Genomic DNA, 20,460 nt, shown 5'->3' with positions numbered 1-20,460 from the left:
GCTCCGTGGGAAGTCCCCCACAGCGAGCACATAGTGTGTGATGCCGTTCGACACAGGCCCGGTACGGCAGACGGGCCGGTTCGGCAGAAGCCCGGCGCGTTCATCTCAGGGGGAGTTCAGACCATGCGATCCATACGGCCGTCGTTCCACGTCCGGCGAGGCGGGGGTGCGAGTCGCAGGACCACCCCCGTGTTGGCCGCCGTAGCGCTCTCCTCGGTGCTGGCACTAACCGCCACAGCCTGCAACGGCAACGACACCAACGCGGGCGGTCAGTCCTCCGCGTCCGCGTCCGACACCGCGAGCAGCGGCGACGGCAAGATCAAGATCCCGGACGACATCAGGAAGAAGCTCAAAGAGCACGGGATCGACATCGACAAGTGGAAGAACGGCGCCTGGAAGAACTGGAACAAGGACGACTGGCTGCGCGAGGCCGACGATTTCATCAACCCGATCATCAAGGGCCTGTGGAACACGGACCGGATGCGGCGGGCCAATGACCCGGACAAGAGCGTCGACAGCAACGACCTCTCCGGTGACCAGGGCGTGACCGACCCCACGCCCGCGCCGGTGGACGCGAAGGCCGTCGCGCCTACGTACCACGCCAACGCGGCGACCTCCGGCAAGGTGTTCTTCGACTCCCCCCAAGGCACGATGGTCTGTTCGGCGACGGTCGTGGAGGACCCGGCCCACCCCGGCAAGTCCAACCTGATCTGGACCGCGGGGCACTGTGTGCACGCCGGCAAGAACGGCGGCTGGTACCGCAACATCGCCTTCGTGCCGTCGTACAACGACTCGGGCAGGACGGCGGCCGAGCTGCAGAACGCCACCCGGGAACAGGTGGCTCCCTACGGCGTCTGGTGGGCGGACTGGGCGCAGACCTCGCAGCAGTGGATCGAGCAGGGCGGTGAGACGGGCGGCGACGGGGCACCGTACGACTACGCCGTCATCCATGTGACGCCGGAGAAGGGTGGCAACGGCAAGTCACTTCAGGAGACGGTCGGTTCGGCGCTTCCTGTGAACTTCAACGCCCCGGCGGTGCCGAAGGTTCCCAGCATCACCGCGACCGGTTACCCGGCTGCGGCGCCGTTCGACGGACAGAAGATGTACCGGTGCACGGACAAGCCGGGACGGCTGTCGCTGAACGCCTCGGCCCCGACGATGTACCGCATCGGCTGCACCATGACCGGCGGTTCCTCCGGCGGCGGCTGGGTCGAGACCGGCTCGGACGGCAAGCCCGCGCTGGTGTCGAACACCTCGATCGGCCCGGTCAGTTCGGGCTGGCTGGCGGGACCGAGGCTGGGGGACGTGGCCAAGGGCGTGTACGCATCCGTGAGCAAGAAGTTCGCCGGTCGGTGACCGGCCGGTAGGCACAGGCGGGGCCGGGGCGCCTCACGGAAACCTTCACCGTCCCGTCCCCGTTCGCCCTCAGCTGCGCGGGCATAGTGGTGTCGCTCCGGGGGCGGGACCACCTGCCCCCGGCAGGCCCATGCCGCACCACGCTCCAACGGGGGTTACCGCACCATGCGTTCCACACCTGCGCCCGCTGCACCACCGCGTGGGCGGCGCACCACCCGCCGCACCGCGCTCGCCGCCACCGGCCTGGTCGCCGCCCTGGCCCTGACCGCGACCGCATGCAACGGTTCCGGCGACAGCGCGAGCGACAAGCCCGACGGCACCATCACCGCCTCCGCGAGCGGCGGCGACGGGAAGATCAGGATCCCGGCGGACATCGCGAGCAAGCTCAAGGACCACGGCATCGACATCGACCAGTGGGCCAAGGGCGGCTGGAAGGACTGGGACAAGGACAAGTGGCTCAGGGCGGCCAAGGATTTCGCCAACCCGGTGATCGAGGGGCTGTGGAAGCCGGAGCGGATGAAGTCCGCGAAGGAGGCCAACAAGACGCTCTCCACCCAGGACGCGGCCGCCGACCAGGGCGTCAGCGACCCTGAGCCGGCGCCCGTCGAGGCGGCGGCCGAGAAGACGCCGTACCACCGGTACGCGGCCCCGGTGGGCAAGGTCTTCTTCGACTCCCCCCAGGGTTCGATGGTCTGTTCGGGCACGGTGATCAAGGACGTGAACCACCCGGGGAAGTCCAACCTGGTGTGGACGGCGGGCCACTGCGTGCACGCCGGCAAGAACGGCGGCTGGTACCGCAACATCGCCTTCGTGCCGGCCTACAACGACCTCGCCCAGTCCGTGTCCCAGCTGAGCAACGCCGACGCCTCCGAGATAGCCCCGTACGGCACCTGGTGGGCGGACTGGGCCTCCACCTCCAGCCAGTGGATCCAGGGCGGATCCGAGACGGGCGGCGCGGGTGCCGCGTATGACTACGCCGTCCTGCATGTGAAGCCTGAGCAGGGCTCGAAGTCCCTGGAGGAGACGATCGGCGCGGCCCTGCCCGTCGACTTCTCCGCGCCCTCGGCGACCGAGGTGACCCGGATGGGTGCCTGGGGCTACCCCGCGGCGCCGCCGTACAGCGGCCTGAAGATGTTCAAGTGCATCGACCGGCCCGGGCGGCTGTCGCTGAGCCCGTCGCTGCCGACGATGTACCGCATCGGCTGCACCATGACCGGCGGTTCGTCCGGCGGCGGCTGGTTCCGGGTGGTCGACGGAAAGACCGAACTGGTGTCGAACACCTCGATCGGCCCGACCACCAACACCTGGCTGGCGGGTCCGCAGCTCGGCAAGGGCGCCGAGACGCTCCTCCAGAACATGAGCAGGACGTACGGCGGTCGGTGACCCCGGGACATGGCGAAGGCCCGCCCTCCGAACATTCTGGGGGCGGGCCTTCGCGCTGTCGGTCAGACCGCGGGGACGGGCACGTACGGCGCGAGGTCCGCCGCGAGTTCCTCGTGCACCCGCGCCTTGAGCAGGGTGCCCTCCGGGGTGTGCTCCTCGGAGATCACCTCGCCCTCGTCGTGCGCGCGCGCCACCAGCTTGCCGTGGGTGTACGGCACCAGTGCCTCGATCTCGACGGACGGCCGGGGCAGTTCGTTGTCGATGAGGGCGAGCAGTTCCGCGATGCCCTGGCCGGTGCGTGCCGAGACGGCGATCGAACGCTTCTCGACCCGCAGCAGCCGCTGCAGGGTCAGCGGGTCAGCCGCGTCCGCCTTGTTGATCACGACGATCTCCGGTACGTCGATGGCGCCGACGTCCCTGATCACCTCGCGCACGGCGGCGAGCTGCTCCTCCGGGTTCGGGTGCGAGCCGTCCACCACGTGCAGGATCAGGTCGGACTCGCCGACCTCCTCCATGGTGGAGCGGAACGCCTCGACCAGGTGATGGGGCAGGTGGCGCACGAAGCCGACGGTGTCCGCCAGCGTGTACAGCCGGCCGCTCGGGCTCTCGGCCCGGCGCACGGTCGGGTCCAGGGTCGCGAACAGGGCGTTCTCGACCAGCACGCCCGCGCCCGTGAGGCGGTTGAGCAGAGAGGACTTGCCGGCGTTGGTGTAACCGGCGATGGCGACCGACGGCACCTTGTTGCGCTTGCGCTCCTGGCGCTTGATCTCGCGGCCGGTCTTCATCTCCGCGATCTCCCGGCGCATCTTCGCCATCTTCTCGCGGATCCGCCGCCGGTCCGTCTCGATCTTGGTCTCACCGGGACCGCGGGTGGCGAGGCCGCCGCCCTTGCCGCCGCCCATCTGCCTCGACAGTGACTGACCCCAGCCTCGCAGCCTCGGCAGCATGTACTGCATCTGCGCGAGCGCGACCTGCGCCTTGCCCTCCCGGGACTTGGCGTGCTGGGCGAAGATGTCCAGGATCAGGGCCGTACGGTCGATGACCTTGACCTTGACGACGTCCTCGAGGTGGATGAGCTGGCCGGGGCTGAGCTCACCGTCACAGATCACGGTGTCGGCGCCGGTCTCGACGACGATGTCCCGCAGCTCGACCGCCTTGCCGGAGCCGATGTAGGTCGCCGCGTCGGGCTCGCTGCGGCGCTGGATCACGCCGTCGAGCACGAGCGCGCCGGCGGTCTCGGCGAGGGCGGCGAGCTCCGCGAGGGAGTTGTCCGCGTCCTGGGCGGTCCCGGAGGTCCAGACGCCGACGAGGACGACCCGCTCCAGCCGCAGCTGGCGGTACTCGACCTCGGTGACGTCCTGGAGCTCGGTGGAGAGCCCGGCGACACGGCGCAGAGCCGCGCGCTCCGAGCGGTCGAACTGGTCGCCGTCCCGCTCTCCGTCGATCTCGTGGCTCCAGGCGACGTCCTCTTCCATCAGGGCATCGGCCCGAAGACCTTCGGGATAGGTGTGCGCGAAGCGCTGCGTGTCCTGGGAAGGGGATGAAGAGGAGGTCATTGGATCCTTACGTCGATGGGCAGTGAGTCTGCGGCGTCGTACTGCACAACGCACGAGTACCCCGGGAGATTCCCGTGCCCCGTGCCGCGCCGGCCAGAAGATGGTCGCACGGTACGGGACGTCTCGTCATCGCCTTATTTCCGCGGTCCCGCCTTGCCGGGCGGGACCGGCGTCCATTCCGGGTGGCCGGGCATGGGCGGGGTCTTCTCGCCGTACAGCCAGGCCTTGAAGAAGCCGCCGAGGTCACGTCCGGAGATGTCGGAGGCGAGCCGTTCGAAGTCGGCGGTGGTGGCGGTGCCGTCGCGGTGCAGGGCCACCCAGGCGCGTTCGAGGCGCTCGAAACGCTCGCGGCCGATCTCCTGGCGCAGGGCGTAGAGGGCGAGGGCGGCGCCGTCGTAGACGTTCGGCCGGAAGAGGCTGATCTTCTGGCCGGGGGCGGGCGCCTTGGGAGCGGCCGGGGGGCCTCCGGCCGCGCGCCAGCGGTCGGAGGCGGCGTACGCGGCCTTCATGCGCGCCTCCATGGGCTTGCCGGCCTTCTCCTCCGCGTACAGGGCCTCGTACCAGGTGGCGTGTCCCTCGTTGAGCCACAGGTCGGACCAGGTGCGGGGGCTGACGCTGTCGCCGAACCACTGGTGGGACAGCTCGTGCACCATGATCGACTCGACGTACCACTTGGGGTAGGCGGGCTCGGTGAAGAGCTCTCTCTCGAAGAGAGAGAGTGTCTGCGTCTCGAGTTCGAAGCCGGTGGTGGCCTGGGCCATGAGAAGACCGTACGTCTCGAAGGGGTACGGGCCGACCTTGCTCTCCATCCAGGCGATCTGGTCGGGTGTTCTGGCGAGCCAGGGTTCGAGCGCCTTGACGTCCTTGGTGGGGACGACGTCGCGTACGGGCAGGCCGTGGGGCCCCTCGCGGTGCAGGACGGTGGAGCGGCCGATCGACACCTGGGCGAGCTCGGTGGCCATCGGGTGCTGGGTGCGGTACGTCCATGTGGTGGACCGGCCGACGCGGTCGACGCCGGCGGGCAGACCGTTGGCGACGGCCGTGTAGCCGTTGGGGGCGGTGATCCGGATGGTGAACATCGCCTTGTCGGAGGGGTGGTCGTTGCACGGGAACACCAGGTGCGCGGCGTCGGCCTGATTGGCCATGGCGAGGCCGTCCGAGGTGCGCACCCAGCCGCCGTCCTCGTCCCCGGACTCCGTGGGGTCGCTGGTGTGCCGCACGGTGATCCGCGTCCAGCTGCCCTCCTGCAGCGGCTCCTCCGGCGTGACGACGAGGTCCTCGCCGGCTCCGGCGAACGAGGCGGGCTCACCGTCGACCTCGACGGACTCGACCTTGCCGTGCGCGAAGTCGAGGTTCAGGCGGTCCAGGTCCCGGGTGGTCCAGGCGTCGATCGTGGTGACCGCCTGCAGGGGCTTGCTGTTGGAGCCGGAATAGGTGAAGGAGAGGTCGTACGACGCCACGTCATACCCCGGGTTGCCGAGGTACGGGAAGAGACGGTCACCGACGCCCAGGGGCGCCGGCGGGGCGCTCGCGGCGAGAAGACAGACGGAGACGGCGGAGGCGAGCAGCGCGGCCGCCTTGAGCCGGCGGGGCTTTCCGGTGTGGGGGACGACGGCACGCGCACGCGTGGAGGCCGCCGGAGCGCGGGAGGTGAGCAGCATGAACCACGGCTATCAGCGCGCACACGCCCCACGGAGCCGACGCGCGCCCGTACCACCCGAACGGGTCGGAGGCGCGCACACATGCGTCATGCGCAGGGCACGACCTCGTGCGGCAGGCCCGACGGGTGCGGGTGCCGTGCAGACGTAGGGCGGTGCAGGACCGGCGGCGGTCTGGCCCACTGCCGCTCTGCACACCTCACGCGAGCGTGCGCAGCGAACGTCAGCCGCCTCCGCGCGCGCCGGGCCCGCACCTCGCGCTCCGCTTTACCTCACCGCGCGCCCCTCCCCTTCACCGCGCGCCCGACCTGCGCCTCGCGCGCCTCTCCACTTCTGCGCGCGCCGGGCATGTGCGCCGTACGCGTCCCGTCCTCAAGGGCCATGCGGGACCCCGTGCCAGAAGCGGGTGGCTGCGGGCGGCGCAGTGGTGGCCCACGCGCGCGTGGCAGATGTCAGGCGGGCGGGCGCGGTTTCACGTGTTGGATGGGTGCGGCTGGGTTCGGTTCACGTCGTACACGCCTGGCACGTTGCGCATGGCCCGCATGAGGGCCGGCAGGAGGGCCGCGTCCGGGAGTTGGACGGTGTACGTGTGCCGGACGCGCTGTTGGGTCGGGGGCTCGATGGTCGCGGAGACGATCTCGGCGCCCTCGAGGGCCATCGCCTCCGTGAGGTCCGCCAGGAGGTGCGGGCGGACGAACGATTCGGCGAGCAGGGTGACCCGGCACTCGGTGGTGTCCCCCCAGCGCACCCCGACCTCCGCGCGCCCCCCGCTCTTCATCCGCGCCACGGCGGCGCATTCGAGCCGGTGAACGGTGACCACTCCACCGCGCACGGCGAACCCGGTCACCTCGTCGGGCGGCACGGGCGTGCAGCAACCCGCCAGGCGTACCGTCGCGTCGGGCTGGTCGACGATGACGTCCGCGACGGGCCGGGCGACCGCCCCCTCGGGCGTGGGCCGGGGAGCGGACGAGGGCTCGGCGTCCTCCGCCGTGTCCGTGTGCGCCGGATGGGCCGCCAGCCAGCGCTGGATGGCGATGCGCGCGGCCGGCGTGTGGGCGTGCTCCAGCCACTCCCTGGAGGGCTCGGAGGCGGGGTCCTGCCCCATGAGCAGCTGGACGGTGTCGCCGTCCTGCAGCACCGTGCTCAGCGTCGCCAGGCGGCCGTTCACGCGGGCGCCGATGCACGCGTGCGCGTCCTCGCCGTACTGCGCGTACGCGGCGTCGACGCAGGTGGCGCCCTCGGGCAGGCCCAGCGTGCCGCCGTCGGGGCGGAAGACGGTGATCTCGCGGTCCTGGGCGAGGTCCTCGCGCAGGGTCGACCAGAAGGTGTCGGTGTCGGGGGCCGCCTCCTGCCAGTCGAGGAGGCGGGAGAGCCAGCCGGGCCGGGTGGGGTCGGCGCGCTCGCCGTCGGCCGGGTCGTCGGGCGCGGGCGCGTACGGGTTGCCCAGCGCGATGACGCCGGCCTCGGCGACCTTGTGCATCTGGTGGGTACGGATGAGGACTTCGGCGACCTGCCCGTCCTGGCGGGCGACCGCGGTGTGCAGCGACTGGTACAGGTTGAACTTCGGTACCGCGATGAAGTCCTTGAACTCCGAGACGACCGGCGTCATACAGGTGTGGAGTTCGCCGAGGACGCCGTAACAGTCCGCGTCCTCGTTGACGAGCACCAGCAGCCGGCCGAAGTCCGTGCCGCGCAGCTCCCCGCGCTTGCGGGCGACGCGGTGCACGGAGACGAAGTGCCGTGGCCGGATCACGACTTCGGCCGGGATGTCGGCGTCGCGCAGCACGCCGCGCACCTCGTCGGCGATGTCGGCGAGCGGGTCGTCCGCGCGGGAGGCGTTGTCGACGATCAACTCCCGCGTGTGTTCGTACTCCTCGGGGTGCAGGATCGCGAAGACCAGGTCCTCCAGCTCGGTCTTGAGCGCCTGGACGCCGAGCCGTTCGGCGAGCGGGATGAGGACGTCCCGGGTGACCTTGGCGATGCGGGCCTGCTTCTCGGGGCGCATGACACCGAGGGTCCGCATGTTGTGCAGCCGGTCCGCGAGTTTGATCGACATCACCCGGACGTCGCTGCCCGCGGCGACCAGCATCTTGCGGAAGGTCTCGGGCTCGGCGGCGGCGCCGTAGTCGACCTTCTCCAACTTGGTGACGCCGTCGACGAGATAGCGGACCTCGGCGCCGAACTGCTCCCCGACCTGATCCAGTGTCACGTCGGTGTCCTCGACGGTGTCGTGGAGCAGAGAGGCCGTCAGGGTCGTTGTCTCGGCGCCGAGTTCCGCGAGGATCAGAGTGACCGCGAGGGGGTGCGTGATGTACGGCTCGCCGCTCTTGCGCATCTGGCCGCGGTGCGAGGACTCGGCCAGCACATAGGCGCGGTGCAGGGGGTCGAGGTCGGCGCTCGGATGGTGCGCGCGGTGCGCGTCGACGACATGGCTGATGGCGTCGGGCAGCCGGTCGCGGGCGGCGGGGCCGAGCAGGGCGGCGCGTCCCAGGCGGCGCAGGTCGATCCGCGCCCGCCAGCGCGCCGCCGGGCTCGATACCGGACCTGGGGTCGCGGGATTCGTGGCCTCCGCACTCATGGGCACCTCCGGCTGCGTGGACCGGCGGACGGGGTGCCCCAGGGCGGACACGGCTCAGGGGATGGCAACGGTCCCCCGTCCGGGCCGGTGCTTGATGCTACCGAGCCCATCACGCGCGTCTGACCGCCTCTCGCCGAGCGTGAAACGGATCACCCATTCGAGCGAAGGTCCGCATGTTTACGGTTTCGCGCCACGCGAATGGCGGATGGCTGTGATTTCGAACTTCCGCACGACACCTCAGTAGTTGACACCTGCACCACTGGGCGCGTGTGCCTACGATCCGAAGCCCGCACGCAGCTCAGCGGACAAACGATTCCAGCCACTCGGCGTCGATCTCGCCCTCGGCGACGATCACCGCGGGACCGGTCATCTCGATCTCACCGTCGGGCCGCTCGGTGATCACGAGCGTTCCGCCGGGCACGTCGACGGTGTACGTCACCGGTGTTCCGGTGACCGCCGGGTCGGCGCCGTCGCGGCGGGCGGTGGCCACGGCGACCGCGCACGCGCCCGTGCCGCACGACCGGGTCTCGCCGGAGCCGCGCTCGTGCACGCGCAGGGCGACATGGCGCGGGCCGCGGTCGACCACGAACTCCACGTTCACCCCGTCCGGGTAGGCGGAGGCGGGGCTGAAGGGGGGCGGCGCGTACAGGTTCCCGGCGTGGGCGAGGTCGTCCACGAAGGCCACGGCGTGCGGGTTGCCCATGTTCACGTTCCGCGCGGGCCAGCTGCGCTCGCCGACGCTCACCGTGACGTCCCCCTCGGGAAGCAGCGCCTTGCCCATGCCGACGGTGACGTCACCAGCGGAGCCGCCGCCGGACGCGGTCTTGGCGATGTGCACGGTCTTCACTCCCCCGCGCGTGGCCACCGCGAGATCGCCCTCGGCGACATGGCCGGCACGCTGGAGGTAGCGCGCGAAGACGCGCACGCCGTTGCCGCACATCTCCGCGACCGAGCCGTCGCCGTTGCGGTAGTCCATGAACCACTCGGCCTCGGACGCCATGTGCCGCGCCTCGGGGTGGGCGGCGGACCGCACGACATGCAGCAGACCGTCACCGCCGATGCCCGCCCGGCGGTCGCACAGGGCGGCGACGGCGGCCGGGGGCAGCTCGATGGTGTTCTCGGGGTCCGGGACGATCACGAAGTCGTTCTCGGTGCCGTGGCCCTTGAGGAAGGCGATCCGCGCGCGCGTGCTCATGCCTCGATCGTACGGTGCCCCTCGGACAGCGCCGAAAGGCACCGTCTACCGCAGCCGGGCGACTCTCCACACGGCGAGCACGATGATCGCGGCGACCACGACGACGTACGCCAGGATCACCCGCCAGTCCGGTCTGCGGCCGGAGCCGCGCTGCGGCAGCCCGGGCCAGGTGTAGCCCACCCGGCGGGCCGCCATCATGCCCCAGCCCGCCGCACAGGAGCAGATCAGCAGGCCCAGCATGGCGATCACCGCGCCGCTGTCGCCGAAGTCGAAGGCGAGCGGGAAAGCGAACATCAGGGAGCCGACCGCGGCCAGGGCGACGATGGGGGCGAGCTGCCAGATGCGCAGCCTGCGCTGCGGGCGCAGCTCGACCTCGACCTCGGGCCCGCCCGCGAACATCTCCTCGGGCTCGGGGCCGTCGGCGGTCACTCCACCCTGCATCTCGTCGGGCCCGTCGGGGCTCAGACGATCCTCGTCCTGCTCCGGCTCACCGCTGTCGACGGTGAGGGGCTCGGTGCCTTGTGCAGTGTCGCGAGGGCCGGCCTCCATCGCCACGCGCCCTCCCAACTCGGACTCCACTTGGTCGATCGAAGCTCGATGATGGCACGGCGCCGGAGGCCCGGACGGCGGCCTGAGCGTCCCGATGCCATGACGTGATCAGGCTGTAACCGGTCGTTCGACCAACGCCAGTGCGAGCCGCGGAAGTTCTGTGACGTCCGCCGCAGCCCCACTGAGCCAGTTCACCCGTGGGTCGCGCCTGAACCATGAATCCTGGCGGCGCGCGAAGCGCTTGGTGGCGCGTACGGTCTCGACCCGCGCCTCTTCCAGCGTGCACTCCCCCGAGAGCGCCGCGAGCACCTGCTGGTAGCCCAGCGCACGCGAAGCCGTACGCCCCTCGCGCAGGCCGCGCGCCTCCAGCGCGCGCACCTCGTCCACGAGCCCCGCGTCCCACATGCGGTCCACCCGGCGGGTGATGCGGTCGTCGAGCTCGGGGCGGGCCACGTCGACACCGATCTGCACGGTGTCGTAGACCGAGTCATGACCGGGCAGGTTGGCGGTGAAGGGGCGGCCGGTGATCTCGATCACTTCGAGGGCCCGGACGATACGGCGGCCGTTGCTCGGCAGGATCGCCTGCGCCGCCCCGGGGTCGGCAGCGGCCAGACGCGCGTGCAGCGCGCCGGAACCGCGCAGCGTGAGTTCGTCTTCGAGCCTGGCCCTGACCTCGGGGTCGGTGCCGGGGAACTCCAGGTTGTCGACCGCCCCGCGCACGTACAGACCGGAACCGCCGACCAGGACGGGCCAGCGGCCCTCGGCGAGCAGGGCGTCGATCCGCGCGCGGGCGAGCTTCTGGTACTCGGCGACGGACGCCGTGACCGTCACGTCCCAGATGTCCAGGAGGTGGTGCGGGACGCCGCCGCGCTCCTCGGGCGTCAGCTTGGCGGTGCCGATGTCCATCCCCCGGTAGAGCTGCATGGAGTCTGCGTTGACAACCTCCCCGCCCAGGCGCTGGGCGAGGAAGACGCCCAGATCGGACTTTCCGGCCGCGGTGGGACCGACGACGGCGATGACTCGGGGGGCGGGGGGTGCGCTGCTCACCGGACCAGTCTCCCAAACGCGGGGAGCACTCCTCGAACGAGTTACGTGACGGGGTGTGGTCGAGGTCGTTGCCCGTTGCGAGGTTTTCGCCGCCGCTTTCCGCGGGCGGTGAGCCGGGTGACGCAAACGGGCGCACCGGGCGGCGCGGGATTTTCCCCGCACAAGTAACGTATGGAGCTGATATGGGCGTTTTCGCACGACTTCTCCGGAGGTCGAAGGCCACGGAGGAGGCGTCAACCGCGGCGGCTCAGGACGACACACCGACGGCGCAGTCCGCACAGTCGGAGGCGGTGGCGGTGGCGGAAGAGTCGGCGGAGGTCAAGGAGTCGGCCGAGGCCGCGCAGGCGAAGAACGAGGCCGACGGGGACACCTCCGGCGAGGGCGTCGAGATCCCCCAGCAGCAGTCCGCCGAGGAGGCTGCCGACAGCGAGGCCGGCGAGGGCGCCCGCACGTAACAGCGCCGCGCGTGAGCGCCCCGGGAACGGACAACGGCCCGGGTTACAGGGAAGGTGGACCATGAGTCTCCTGCACAATCTGAAGGCCAAGCTCTCCCCGGCGAGGGACAAGGTCTCGGGCCTCGCGCAGCAGCACGGGGACAAGATCTCGCACGGTCTCGACAAGGCCGCGAAGGTGGTCGACGAGAAGACCAAGGGCAGGTACAGCGACCGGATCCAGACGGGGACGGGCAAGGCCAAGGGCGCCATGGACCGGCTGGCGCACAAGGGCGAGACGGCGACGGGCACCGGCACGGTGCCGCCGGACAACCCGACACCGCCGGCTTCCTGACCTTCCCGGCGCATCGACGGACGGCCGCAGGGCCCGAGGGCTCCCGGCCGTCCGCCGTTCCCGCCGTCGGCGCGGCGCTGCTGCGCGGCCGCGCCCGCCATCCTTCCGGCCAGGTCCCTACGACCAGATGCCTACGACCAGGTGGCGACCATGTACCCCACCCCGTACGGCGCGTCCTCGTACAGCAGCGCACCCGCGAGCTCCGCGCCCTCGGCGGCACCCGCGAGGACCTGCCAGGGGGCCCGGCCCGACGCCTTCAGTTCGTACGCCAGCTCGGCGTCCAGCGCCTTGAGGGCCGCCACGTCGGCCGCGCCCAGGGCACGTGCGACCTCCGCGTCGAAGGGGGCCGCCCGCTCGTCGAGGTAGCCGGGTGCCTTGAGCGTGCGGCAGGCGCTGGCGTCGCCCATCACCAGCAGCGCCACCCGCTCGGCCCGGGCGGCGATGTCCCTTCCGACTTGAATACACCGCTCGGCCTCGAGAGGTTCCCCCACGCCGAGTCCCTCGATCGGGGCGTCGGCCCATCCGATCCGTTGCAGCAGCCAGGCGGCGACGGCGAGGGAGGGCGGAAGGTCGCGCTCGGCGTCGATTCCCTTGTCCGCGCCCAGCCGGACGCCGATGTCCACGCCGAAGCCGCGGAAGGAGCCCGGCGTGCCCTCCGGGTGCGTGCCGCGACCGCTCTGCTCCGCGGGGCCGACCACCACCAGCAGGTCGGGCCGGGACGCGGCGAGCACCCCGAGCGCGTCCGCGCACGCGGTCCGCGCACCGTCCAGTTCCGGGGCGGCGCCCGCGGCCACCTCGGGCACGAGAAGAGGCGGGCAGGGACAGACGGCGGCGGCGACAAGCATGATCGGCAGCCTACTTCCAGGCCCAGGGCCAGGACTCCGGATGGGTGCTCCATGCGAGTTCGGCGAGCCGGTACATCACGCGGTGCGTCGTCATCGCGCCTTCGACGTTCACGTAGTAGGCGTCTCCGTCACCGATCCGGTAGACCTGCCGGCGTTTCTGGCGCGTGCCGACCCCCGGACGGTGGGTGCAGGCGATCTCGTACAGACGGGCCCGGGCCTCGTCCCGAGAGCCCTCGAAGTGCGCCACCTCGTCGACGCCGTTCTGGTTGCCGATACTGCGGTCGACGACCACCACCCAGCGCCCCATGCCCCACCCTCCCTGCGTACCGGACGTCGCTCAGTGCGCCGCGCAGCCCCCCGTGGCCACCGGCAGCGGCTCCGGGGCACCGATCTTCGGGAGGCCCAGCATCACGCCCGTCGGCTTCGCGGCCTCCGCCGCGTTGCGCTTCTCCCACGCGTCCCCCGCGCGCGTGCGGCGCACATCGAGGACGGCGCCCTCGGCGAGGAGGTGGTGCGGGGCGGCGTACGTGATCTCGACGGTGACGACGTCGCCGGGACGGACCTCCTGATCGGGCTTGGTGAAGTGGACCAGGCGGTTGTCGGGGGCGCGGCCGGAGAGGCGGTGGGTGGCGCCGTCCTTGCGCCCCTCGCCCTCGGCGACCATCAGCTCCAGGGTGCGGCCGACCTGCTTCTTGTTCTCCTCCCAGGAGATCTCCTCCTGGAGGGCGACGAGCCGCTCGTAACGCGCCTGGACGACCTCCTTGGGGATCTGGCCGTCCATGGTCGCGGCGGGGGTGCCGGGACGCTTGGAGTACTGGAAGGTGAAGGCCTGCGCGAAGCGCGCCTCGCGGACCACGTGCAGGGTCTGCTCGAAGTCCTCCTCGGTCTCGCCGGGGAAGCCCACGATGATGTCGGTGGTGATCGCCGCGTGCGGGATCGCGGCCCGAACCTTCTCGATGATCCCGAGGTAGCGCTCCTGCCGGTAGGAGCGGCGCATCGCCTTCAGGACGGTGTCCGAGCCGGACTGCAGCGGCATGTGCAGCTGCGGCATCACGTTCTGCGTCTCGGCCATCGCCGCGATCACGTCGTCGGTGAAGTCGCGGGGGTGCGGCGAGGTGAAGCGGACGCGCTCCAGGCCGTCGATCGTGCCGCAGGCCCGCAGCAGCTTGCTGAACGCCTCACGGTCGCCGATGTCGGAGCCGTACGCGTTGACGTTCTGTCCGAGGAGGGTGATCTCGGAGACGCCCTCGGCGACCAGCGCCTCGATCTCGGCGAGGATGTCACCGGTGCGGCGGTCCTTCTCCTTGCCGCGCAGGGCCGGGACGATGCAGAAGGTGCAGGTGTTGTTGCAGCCGACGGAGATGGAGACCCAGGCCGCGTAGGCGCTCTCGCGCCGGGTCGGCAGGGTGGACGGGAACGCCTCGAGGGACTCGGCGATCTCGACCTGCGCCTCCTCCTGCACGCGCGCGCGTTCCAGCAGCACCGGGAGCTTGCCGATGTTGTGCGTACCGAAGACGACGTCCACCCAGGGCGCTTTCTTCACGATGGTGTCCTGGTCCTTCTGCGCCAGGCAGCCACCGACCGCGATCTGCATGCCGGGCCGCGAGGCCTTCTTCGGGGCGAGCCGGCCGAGGTTGCCGTACAGCCGGTTGTCGGCGTTCTCCCGCACGGCGCAGGTGTTGAACACGACGACGTCCGCGTCGCCGTCGGAACCCTCGGGGGCGCGCACATAGCCCGCCTCCTCGAGCAGCCCGGACAATCGCTCGGAATCGTGGACGTTCATCTGGCACCCGTAGGTACGTACTTCGTAGGTCTTGGGTCCCTGGACGTCCACTGCGAGGCTCCGGTCGCTGCTGCTGGTCATGCGTCAAGGGTAGGCGCTCCCGCGAACCCCCCGTCCCGGGATTCTCCAGGGGCCCCGCCCGGCACCCAGCCCTGCCGCCGCAGCACCCCCGACACGTCGGGCGCCTCGTAGTGCTCGCCCTTGAGGACCTTGCCGTCGGCACGGCGGGCGACGCGGCCGTCGGGGCCCAGCTTGGTCATGTTGGAGCGGTGGATCTCCGCGATGACGGCGTCGAGGTCGATGCCGTGGACGAGGGCGGTGCCGTACGCCACGTACACGACGTCGGCCAGTTCGTGCGCGAGCCGGTCGAGGGGGCCGGTCACCGAGACCTCGGCGACCTCCGCGGCCTCCTCGGCGAGCAGTTCCCGCCGGTGGGCGGCCAGCCGGGGCGGGACCTCGGTGGGCGTGGTGCGGGCGTCGAGCCCGACGGCGAGGTGGAACGCACGGACCAGATCGGCGGGCGATGAGCTCATGCGGCGACTGTATCGGCCGCCACTGACAGCGCTCCCGTGCGTCCCGCCCTGGTCAGCACCGCGCGCGGGCTGGCAGGATCGCCCGCATGTCCACAGTGCTCGCCCGGATCGGCAGGCGTCGGGCCCTGCAGGGCGCGGCCGCCGGCTTCGTCGTGTTCGGGCTGCTGATGTGGTGGCTGCTGCCGCTGGGCGCGGCTCCGCCGAGCGGCACGATCCGGTTCAGCACCGGCACGCAGGCAGGCGTGTACCAGCAGTACGGCGAGCTCCTGCGCAACGCGTTCCACAAGGACATGCCGCACCTGACGGTGGACCTACGCACGAGCGAGGGTTCGCAGGAGAACGTCCGTCGGGTGGCGACCGACGACGGGGCCGACTTCACCATCGCGGCGGCCGACGCGGTGGACACGTACGAACTCGGTCACCGGGCCGGCTACGACCGGCTGCGGGGGGTGGCCCGCCTGTACGACGACTATGTGCAGCTGATCGTCCCGCGCGACTCGGACGTCCGGTCCGTCGCCGACCTGCGGGGCAAGCGGGTGGCCATAGGGCCGACCCGCTCGGGTGTGCGGCTGATAGCGGACCGGGTGCTGCAGGCGGCCGGCCTCGATCCGCAGAAGGACATCACGCCGTCCGCCGACGGCATCGACACCGGACCGGACCGGCTGAGGCGCAAGAAGATCGACGCGTTCTTCTGGTCGGGCGGACTGCCCACGCAGGGGCTGAAGAACCTCGCGAAGACCTTCGTCTTCCGGTTCGTGCCGATCACCCCCGGCCTCGTCGCCAAGCTGCACGAACAGGGCGGTGCCACCCGTTACTACCGCGCCACCAACATGCCGGAGTCGGCTTATCCCAGCATCCAGAACGGTGTCGCCGTACCGACGATCGCGGTGTCCAACATCCTGATCACACGGGTGGACGTGGACCCTCGGCTCACCGAGTGGGTGACCCGCACGGTGATCAGGAGCCGCGACTACATCGGCGGGTATGTGCATTCCGCCCAGCTCGTCGATCTGCGCACCGCGATCTACACCGACCCGCTGGCCCTGCACGAGGGCGCCAAGCGCTACTACCGGTCGGTCAAGCCGTAGGGCGGCCGCGCGGCACCGACACCGTCACCGTCAGCCCGTGCGGCTCGTGGTGGGCGTACGAGATGGTGCCGCCGCCCGCCGCGAGCAGGGTGCGGGAGATGGACAGGCCGAGTCCGGAGCCCTTGATGTTCTGGTGGCGGCCGCTGCGCCAGAAGCGGTCGCCGACGCGGGCGAGTTCCTCGTCGGTCAGTCCGGGGCCGTTGTCGCTGACGACGATCGTGGACGTGTCGCCGTCGGCCGCGACCCGCACCTCGACGCATTCGTCCGCCGGCGTGAACTTGATCGCGTTGTCGATCACCGCGTCCAGGGCGCTGGAGAGGGTGACCGGGTCGGCCCAGGCGGTGGTCGGCGGACAGTCGCCCACCAGCCGTACACCCTTGGCCTCGGCGGAGGGCCTCCAGGCGGCGACGCGCTCGGCGGTCAGCGCGCCGATGTCGATGATCCTCAGGTCGGCCTCGGTGTGCTCGGCCAAGGCGAGGTCGAGCAGGTCGTCGAGCACCTCGGCGAGGCGCTTTCCCTCGGTGCGGACCGATGCCACCTCCTCGTTGTCCTCCGGCAGTTCGAGTGCGAGCAGTTCGATCCGCAGCAGCAGCGCGGAGAGCGGGTTGCGCAGCTGGTGCGAGGCGTCGGCGACGAAGGCGCGCTGCTGCTCCAGCACGTCCTCGACGTTGTCCGCCATCTCGTTGAACGCACGGGCCAGGCGCCGAAGTTCCGGGGGACCGCCGGCGGCCGCGACCCGGGACTTGAGCCGGCCGCTGGCGATGGCGTGGGTGGTGGCGTCGAGGACCCGTACCGGCCTGAGCACCCAGCCGGTCAGCCGGAGCGCGGCACCGACCGCGAGCAGCATCGCGGCGATCTCGCCCAGGCCGATGACCAGCCAGCCGTGCAGGATGCGCGAACGCATCTGTCCGGTGGGCGAGTCGGTGACGACGACCGCGACGACGTCGCCGTCCCGGATCACCGGCGAGGCGACGACGAGACGGCCCCGCTGCCAGGGCCACACCTGTTTCGGGTCATGGCTGCGTCGGCTGAGCTTGGCCTCGTTGAACGCTTCGAGCACCGCTCCTTCCTCGGGCAGGATGAAGGTCGCCGGCGCCTGCGCCATGGGGGTCTCGGTGCGGCAGAAGACCCCGGCTCGGATGTCGTAGACGTCGTAGTAGCTGGAGAGTTCGCTGCTCAGGGTCTCCAGACGCTCGTCCGTTGACGCGTGCGTGGTGCTGCAGGCGTCGGTGACGAACTGGGCGAGGGAGGCGAAGCGCGCGGTGTCGTCGATCCGGTCGACGACCACCTTCTGCTGCTGCGCCGCGGCCACGCTCACCCCGAGTGGGATGCCGAGCGCCAGCAGCACGGCCGCCATCAGGACGATGAGCAGCGGAAGAAGACGTGTACGCACGCGTGGCCGTTACGAGGCCGGGGCGACGAGCCGGTAGCCGACGCCGCGGACCGTCTCGATCAGGGCCGGCATGCGCAGCTTGGCGCGCAGGGAGGCGACGTGCACCTCCAGGGTGCGTCCGGTCCCCTCCCAACTGGTGCGCCAGACCTCGCTGATGATCTGCTCCCGGCGGAAGACGACCCCGGGGCGCTGCGCGAGCAGGGCGAGCAGATCGAACTCCTTGCGGGTCAGTTGGACGACCGAACCGTCCACGGTGACCTGCCGGGTGGGCAGTTCGATGAGCACGGGACCCAGGCGCAGCGCGCTGTCCTCACCGTGCGCTGCGTCCTCGTGGGCGGTGCGCCGGCTGACGGCGTGGATGCGCGCGAGCAACTCCCCGGTGTCGTACGGCTTGACCACGTAGTCGTCGGCGCCGAGGTTGAGGCCGTGTATGCGGGAGCGGACGTCGGAGCGCGCCGTGACCATGATCACCGGAGTGCTGGTGCGCTTGCGGATCTTGCCGCAGACCTCGTATCCGTCCTGGTCGGGCAGGCCGAGGTCGAGCAGGACGACGCCGAAGCCGTCGCCCTCCGGGACGAGCGCCTGAAGAGCCTCCTCGCCGCTGCGCGCGTGGGTGACGTCGAAACCGTGCCGTGCCAGAACCGCTGAGAGAGCGGCGGCGACATGGTTGTCGTCCTCGACGAGGAGCAGTCTCATCCGGGCCCCCTTCGGTTCATCGGCCGTACGTTCAGGATGGGTAAAACGCGGTCCACGCGCGCGTGCGCACCCAGCAGTCACGCTGATGGACGCAGACGGAGTCAAGCGGGTTCCTGTCGCGCGCCGCTTCCGTTACGCGGCCGATACAGCTCCGCGGACAACTGCTACGACTCGTGTCCGATTGCTATCGGATCGTGATGCTCAGATCTCCCTCAGATGTAATGACGCTGGTCGCGGGCGCTCACTACTGTCCTCCGAAACCGAGGAGGACGGAGCCCGATAGCGATGACCGAAGTATCGGTGGCCAAGGAAGATGCTGTGCCCCAGGCCGGCGAACTGGTCGTCCTGAAGAGCGTCAACAAGCACTTCGGCGCGTTGCACGTACTCCAGGACATCGACCTGACGATCGCCCGCGGCGAGGTCGTCGTGGTGATCGGACCCTCCGGGTCCGGCAAGTCCACCCTGTGCCGCACCATCAACCGCCTGGAGACCGTCGACTCCGGCGCGATCACCATCGACGGCAAGCCGCTCCCCCAGGAGGGCAAGGAGCTGGCCCGGCTCCGCGCCGACGTCGGGATGGTCTTCCAGTCCTTCAACCTCTTCGCGCACAAGACCGTGCTCGAGAACGTGATGCTGGGCCAGATCAAGGTGCGCAAGGCCGACAAGAAGCAGGCCGAGGAGAAGGCGCGCGCGCTGCTCGACCGGGTCGGCGTGGGGACCCAGGCGGACAAGTACCCCGCTCAGCTCTCCGGCGGCCAGCAGCAGCGCGTCGCCATCGCCCGCGCCCTGGCCATGGACCCCAAGGTCATGCTCTTCGACGAGCCGACCTCGGCCCTCGACCCCGAGATGATCAACGAGGTCCTCGAGGTCATGCAGCAGCTCGCCCGGGACGGCATGACCATGATCGTCGTCACCCATGAGATGGGCTTCGCGCGATCGGCCGCGAATCGCGTGGTGTTCATGGCGGACGGCCGGATCGTCGAAGAGGCCACCCCCGACCAGTTCTTCAGCAACCCGCGCAGCGACCGCGCCAAGGACTTCCTGTCGAAGATCCTCCACCACTGACACGCGCCGGCTCCGCCGTCGACGGTCCCTCTCTCCTCACCAGCCAAAGGATGTTCACCATGCAGCTCCGCAAGGTCACCGCCGCCTCGGCCGCCGTTCTCGCCCTCGCCGTGGCCGCCACGGCGTGCGGGTCGAGCGACAAGAACGACAGTGGTTCCTCGGGCGGCGGAAGCAAGATCAAGGTCGGCATCAAGTTCGACCAGCCGGGCATCGGCCTGAAGGAGCCGAGCGGCTCCTTCTCCGGCTTCGACGTGGACGTGGCGACGTACGTGGCGGGCAAACTCGGCTACAAGCCCAGCCAGATCGAGTGGGTCGAGACCAAGAGCGCCGACCGTGAGAACGCGCTGGCCCGCGGCGACGTCAAGTTCATCGCGGCCAGCTACTCCATCAACGACGAGCGCAAGCAGAAGGTCGACTTCGCCGGCCCGTACCTGCTGGCCCACCAGGACCTGCTGATCAAGAAGGACTCGGACATCTCCAAGGGCACGGACCTCAACGGCAAGAAGCTGTGTTCCGTGACCGGTTCAACCTCGGCGCAGAACGTCCAGAAGACGATCGCCCCGAAGGCCAACCTCAAGGAGTACAGCGGCTACTCGGAGTGCATCGCCGCCCTGCAGAGCGGTGCCGTGGACGCGGTGACCACCGACGACTCGATCCTCGCGGGCTTCGCCTCACAGGACAAGTACAAGGGCCAGTTCAAGCTCGCCGGGCTCAAGCTCAGCAACGAGAACTACGGCGTCGGTGTGAAGAAGGGCGACAGCGCGACCCTCAAGAAGATCAACGACGCCCTGACCACCATGGTCAGCGACGGCTCCTGGCAGAAGGCGGTCGACAAGAACTTCGGCCCGGCCGGCTACAAGAACGAGCCGGCGCCGAAGATCGGCCAGATCGTCAAGTAGCCGGATCGTCAAGCAAGGCAGGGCCCAGCTCTCCAGGGTTCCCCGGGCGC

At 70.5% G+C, this 20,460-nt stretch carries 19 protein-coding genes; 7 read left to right on the top strand and 12 right to left on the bottom strand.

The features are described 5' to 3' along the window. Positions 1–123 precede the first annotated feature (123 nt). Positions 124–1,356, top strand: coding sequence for a hypothetical protein (locus ABZZ74_RS38410; protein WP_356773095.1), 1,233 nt, complete (start codon positions 124–126; stop codon positions 1,354–1,356). 165 nt (positions 1,357–1,521) lie between these two features. Further along, on the top strand, positions 1,522–2,739 hold the full coding sequence (locus tag ABZZ74_RS38405) for a hypothetical protein (RefSeq protein WP_356773093.1): 1,218 nt from the start codon (positions 1,522–1,524) through the stop codon (positions 2,737–2,739). A gap of 62 nt (positions 2,740–2,801) precedes the next feature. Here the strand turns inward: ABZZ74_RS38405 and hflX are convergent, their stop codons facing one another. The 6 genes from hflX to miaA all read right to left on the bottom strand — a co-directional run bounded on the left by hflX (position 2,802) and on the right by miaA (position 11,322). Further along, on the bottom strand, positions 2,802–4,295 hold the full coding sequence (gene hflX / locus ABZZ74_RS38400; RefSeq protein ID WP_356773091.1) for a GTPase HflX: 1,494 nt from the start codon (positions 4,293–4,295) through the stop codon (positions 2,802–2,804). Positions 4,296–4,429: 134 nt separating this feature from the next. Then, positions 4,430–5,956, bottom strand: coding sequence for a M1 family metallopeptidase (locus ABZZ74_RS38395; protein ID WP_356773089.1), 1,527 nt, complete (start codon positions 5,954–5,956; stop codon positions 4,430–4,432). Positions 5,957–6,425: 469 nt separating this feature from the next. Further along, a complete protein-coding gene (locus ABZZ74_RS38390) occupies positions 6,426–8,531 on the bottom strand; it encodes an HD domain-containing protein (protein ID WP_356773087.1) in 2,106 nt (701 codons plus the stop codon). Positions 8,532–8,829: 298 nt separating this feature from the next. Further along, positions 8,830–9,726: a diaminopimelate epimerase gene (dapF, locus tag ABZZ74_RS38385; protein WP_356773085.1), complete on the bottom strand. Its 897-nt coding sequence runs from the start codon at positions 9,724–9,726 to the stop codon at positions 8,830–8,832. A 45-nt stretch (positions 9,727–9,771) separates the two neighbouring features. After that, positions 9,772–10,275, bottom strand: coding sequence for a hypothetical protein (locus tag ABZZ74_RS38380; RefSeq protein ID WP_208780439.1), 504 nt, complete (start codon positions 10,273–10,275; stop codon positions 9,772–9,774). A 108-nt stretch (positions 10,276–10,383) separates the two neighbouring features. Further along, a complete protein-coding gene (gene miaA / locus ABZZ74_RS38375; RefSeq protein ID WP_356773083.1) occupies positions 10,384–11,322 on the bottom strand; it encodes a tRNA (adenosine(37)-N6)-dimethylallyltransferase MiaA in 939 nt (312 codons plus the stop codon). Positions 11,323–11,504: 182 nt separating this feature from the next. Between miaA and ABZZ74_RS38370 the strand changes: the two genes are divergently transcribed. Further along, positions 11,505–11,777: a hypothetical protein gene (locus tag ABZZ74_RS38370; RefSeq protein ID WP_356773081.1), complete on the top strand. Its 273-nt coding sequence runs from the start codon at positions 11,505–11,507 to the stop codon at positions 11,775–11,777. A gap of 61 nt (positions 11,778–11,838) precedes the next feature. Then, a complete protein-coding gene (locus ABZZ74_RS38365) occupies positions 11,839–12,108 on the top strand; it encodes an antitoxin (protein ID WP_356773079.1) in 270 nt (89 codons plus the stop codon). 131 nt (positions 12,109–12,239) lie between these two features. Here the strand turns inward: ABZZ74_RS38365 and ABZZ74_RS38360 are convergent, their stop codons facing one another. Genes ABZZ74_RS38360 through ABZZ74_RS38345 form a run of 4 tightly spaced genes read right to left on the bottom strand, consistent with a single transcriptional unit; the run spans position 12,240 to position 15,269 of the window. After that, on the bottom strand, positions 12,240–12,953 hold the full coding sequence (locus tag ABZZ74_RS38360) for a class III extradiol dioxygenase subunit B-like domain-containing protein (RefSeq protein WP_356773077.1): 714 nt from the start codon (positions 12,951–12,953) through the stop codon (positions 12,240–12,242). Positions 12,954–12,963: 10 nt separating this feature from the next. Beyond that, positions 12,964–13,260, bottom strand: a complete 297-nt coding sequence (locus tag ABZZ74_RS38355) for a hypothetical protein (protein WP_356773075.1) — start codon at positions 13,258–13,260, stop codon at positions 12,964–12,966. A gap of 30 nt (positions 13,261–13,290) precedes the next feature. Continuing rightward, positions 13,291–14,817, bottom strand: coding sequence for a tRNA (N6-isopentenyl adenosine(37)-C2)-methylthiotransferase MiaB (gene miaB, locus ABZZ74_RS38350; RefSeq protein ID WP_356773073.1), 1,527 nt, complete (start codon positions 14,815–14,817; stop codon positions 13,291–13,293). Continuing rightward, positions 14,814–15,269, bottom strand: coding sequence for a MazG nucleotide pyrophosphohydrolase domain-containing protein (locus ABZZ74_RS38345; protein ID WP_356773071.1), 456 nt, complete (start codon positions 15,267–15,269; stop codon positions 14,814–14,816). The genes miaB and ABZZ74_RS38345 overlap by 4 nt, the downstream gene beginning before the upstream one ends. An 86-nt stretch (positions 15,270–15,355) precedes the next feature. Between ABZZ74_RS38345 and ABZZ74_RS38340 the strand changes: the two genes are divergently transcribed. Further along, positions 15,356–16,357, top strand: a complete 1,002-nt coding sequence (locus tag ABZZ74_RS38340) for a TAXI family TRAP transporter solute-binding subunit (RefSeq protein WP_356773069.1) — start codon at positions 15,356–15,358, stop codon at positions 16,355–16,357. On the opposite strand, the gene ABZZ74_RS38335 is transcribed toward ABZZ74_RS38340, so the two are convergent. After that, entirely contained in the window at positions 16,347–17,750 is a 1,404-nt protein-coding gene (locus tag ABZZ74_RS38335; RefSeq protein WP_356773067.1) for a HAMP domain-containing sensor histidine kinase, read from the bottom strand. The genes ABZZ74_RS38340 and ABZZ74_RS38335 overlap by 11 nt on opposite strands. Before the next feature lie 9 nt (positions 17,751–17,759). After that, positions 17,760–18,446, bottom strand: a complete 687-nt coding sequence (locus ABZZ74_RS38330; protein ID WP_208780423.1) for a response regulator transcription factor — start codon at positions 18,444–18,446, stop codon at positions 17,760–17,762. Between the two features lie 285 nt (positions 18,447–18,731). Here ABZZ74_RS38330 and ABZZ74_RS38325 point away from each other — a divergent pair, with 285 nt between their 5' ends. Together ABZZ74_RS38325 and ABZZ74_RS38320 are read left to right on the top strand one after the other, a co-directional pair. Further along, positions 18,732–19,511, top strand: coding sequence for an amino acid ABC transporter ATP-binding protein (locus ABZZ74_RS38325; protein WP_133046187.1), 780 nt, complete (start codon positions 18,732–18,734; stop codon positions 19,509–19,511). A gap of 59 nt (positions 19,512–19,570) precedes the next feature. Beyond that, positions 19,571–20,410 carry a glutamate ABC transporter substrate-binding protein gene (locus ABZZ74_RS38320; protein ID WP_356773064.1) on the top strand — a complete coding sequence of 280 codons (840 nt, stop codon included), beginning with the start codon at positions 19,571–19,573 and terminating at the stop codon, positions 20,408–20,410. Positions 20,411–20,460 lie beyond the last annotated feature (50 nt).

Source organism: Streptomyces sp. NPDC006476 (genome assembly GCF_040612015.1).
Lineage (GTDB): Bacteria > Actinomycetota > Actinomycetes > Streptomycetales > Streptomycetaceae > Streptomyces > Streptomyces griseorubiginosus_B.
The sequence above is the reverse complement of the archived record's forward strand: the minus strand, read 5'-3'. Positions and strand labels throughout refer to the sequence as shown.

Excerpts from the sequence above, each read along its gene's own strand:
- hflX (WP_356773091.1), bottom strand. The coding sequence starts at position 4,295 with ATGACCTCCTCTTCATCCCCTTCCCAGGACACGCAGCGCTTCGCGCAC.
- ABZZ74_RS38405 (WP_356773093.1), top strand. The coding sequence starts at position 1,522 with ATGCGTTCCACACCTGCGCCCGCTGCACCACCGCGTGGGCGGCGCACC.
- ABZZ74_RS38355 (WP_356773075.1), bottom strand. The coding sequence starts at position 13,260 with ATGGGGCGCTGGGTGGTGGTCGTCGACCGCAGTATCGGCAACCAGAAC.
- miaB (WP_356773073.1), bottom strand. The coding sequence starts at position 14,817 with ATGACCAGCAGCAGCGACCGGAGCCTCGCAGTGGACGTCCAGGGACCC.
- ABZZ74_RS38325 (WP_133046187.1), top strand. The coding sequence starts at position 18,732 with ATGACCGAAGTATCGGTGGCCAAGGAAGATGCTGTGCCCCAGGCCGGC.
- ABZZ74_RS38380 (WP_208780439.1), bottom strand. The coding sequence starts at position 10,275 with ATGGAGGCCGGCCCTCGCGACACTGCACAAGGCACCGAGCCCCTCACC.
- ABZZ74_RS38390 (WP_356773087.1), bottom strand. The coding sequence starts at position 8,531 with ATGAGTGCGGAGGCCACGAATCCCGCGACCCCAGGTCCGGTATCGAGC.
- ABZZ74_RS38345 (WP_356773071.1), bottom strand. The coding sequence starts at position 15,269 with ATGAGCTCATCGCCCGCCGATCTGGTCCGTGCGTTCCACCTCGCCGTC.
- ABZZ74_RS38395 (WP_356773089.1), bottom strand. The coding sequence starts at position 5,956 with ATGCTGCTCACCTCCCGCGCTCCGGCGGCCTCCACGCGTGCGCGTGCC.
- ABZZ74_RS38365 (WP_356773079.1), top strand. The coding sequence starts at position 11,839 with ATGAGTCTCCTGCACAATCTGAAGGCCAAGCTCTCCCCGGCGAGGGAC.
- ABZZ74_RS38410 (WP_356773095.1), top strand. The coding sequence starts at position 124 with ATGCGATCCATACGGCCGTCGTTCCACGTCCGGCGAGGCGGGGGTGCG.
- ABZZ74_RS38370 (WP_356773081.1), top strand. The coding sequence starts at position 11,505 with ATGGGCGTTTTCGCACGACTTCTCCGGAGGTCGAAGGCCACGGAGGAG.
- ABZZ74_RS38360 (WP_356773077.1), bottom strand. The coding sequence starts at position 12,953 with ATGCTTGTCGCCGCCGCCGTCTGTCCCTGCCCGCCTCTTCTCGTGCCC.
- ABZZ74_RS38320 (WP_356773064.1), top strand. The coding sequence starts at position 19,571 with ATGCAGCTCCGCAAGGTCACCGCCGCCTCGGCCGCCGTTCTCGCCCTC.
- ABZZ74_RS38340 (WP_356773069.1), top strand. The coding sequence starts at position 15,356 with ATGTCCACAGTGCTCGCCCGGATCGGCAGGCGTCGGGCCCTGCAGGGC.
- ABZZ74_RS38330 (WP_208780423.1), bottom strand. The coding sequence starts at position 18,446 with ATGAGACTGCTCCTCGTCGAGGACGACAACCATGTCGCCGCCGCTCTC.
- dapF (WP_356773085.1), bottom strand. The coding sequence starts at position 9,726 with ATGAGCACGCGCGCGCGGATCGCCTTCCTCAAGGGCCACGGCACCGAG.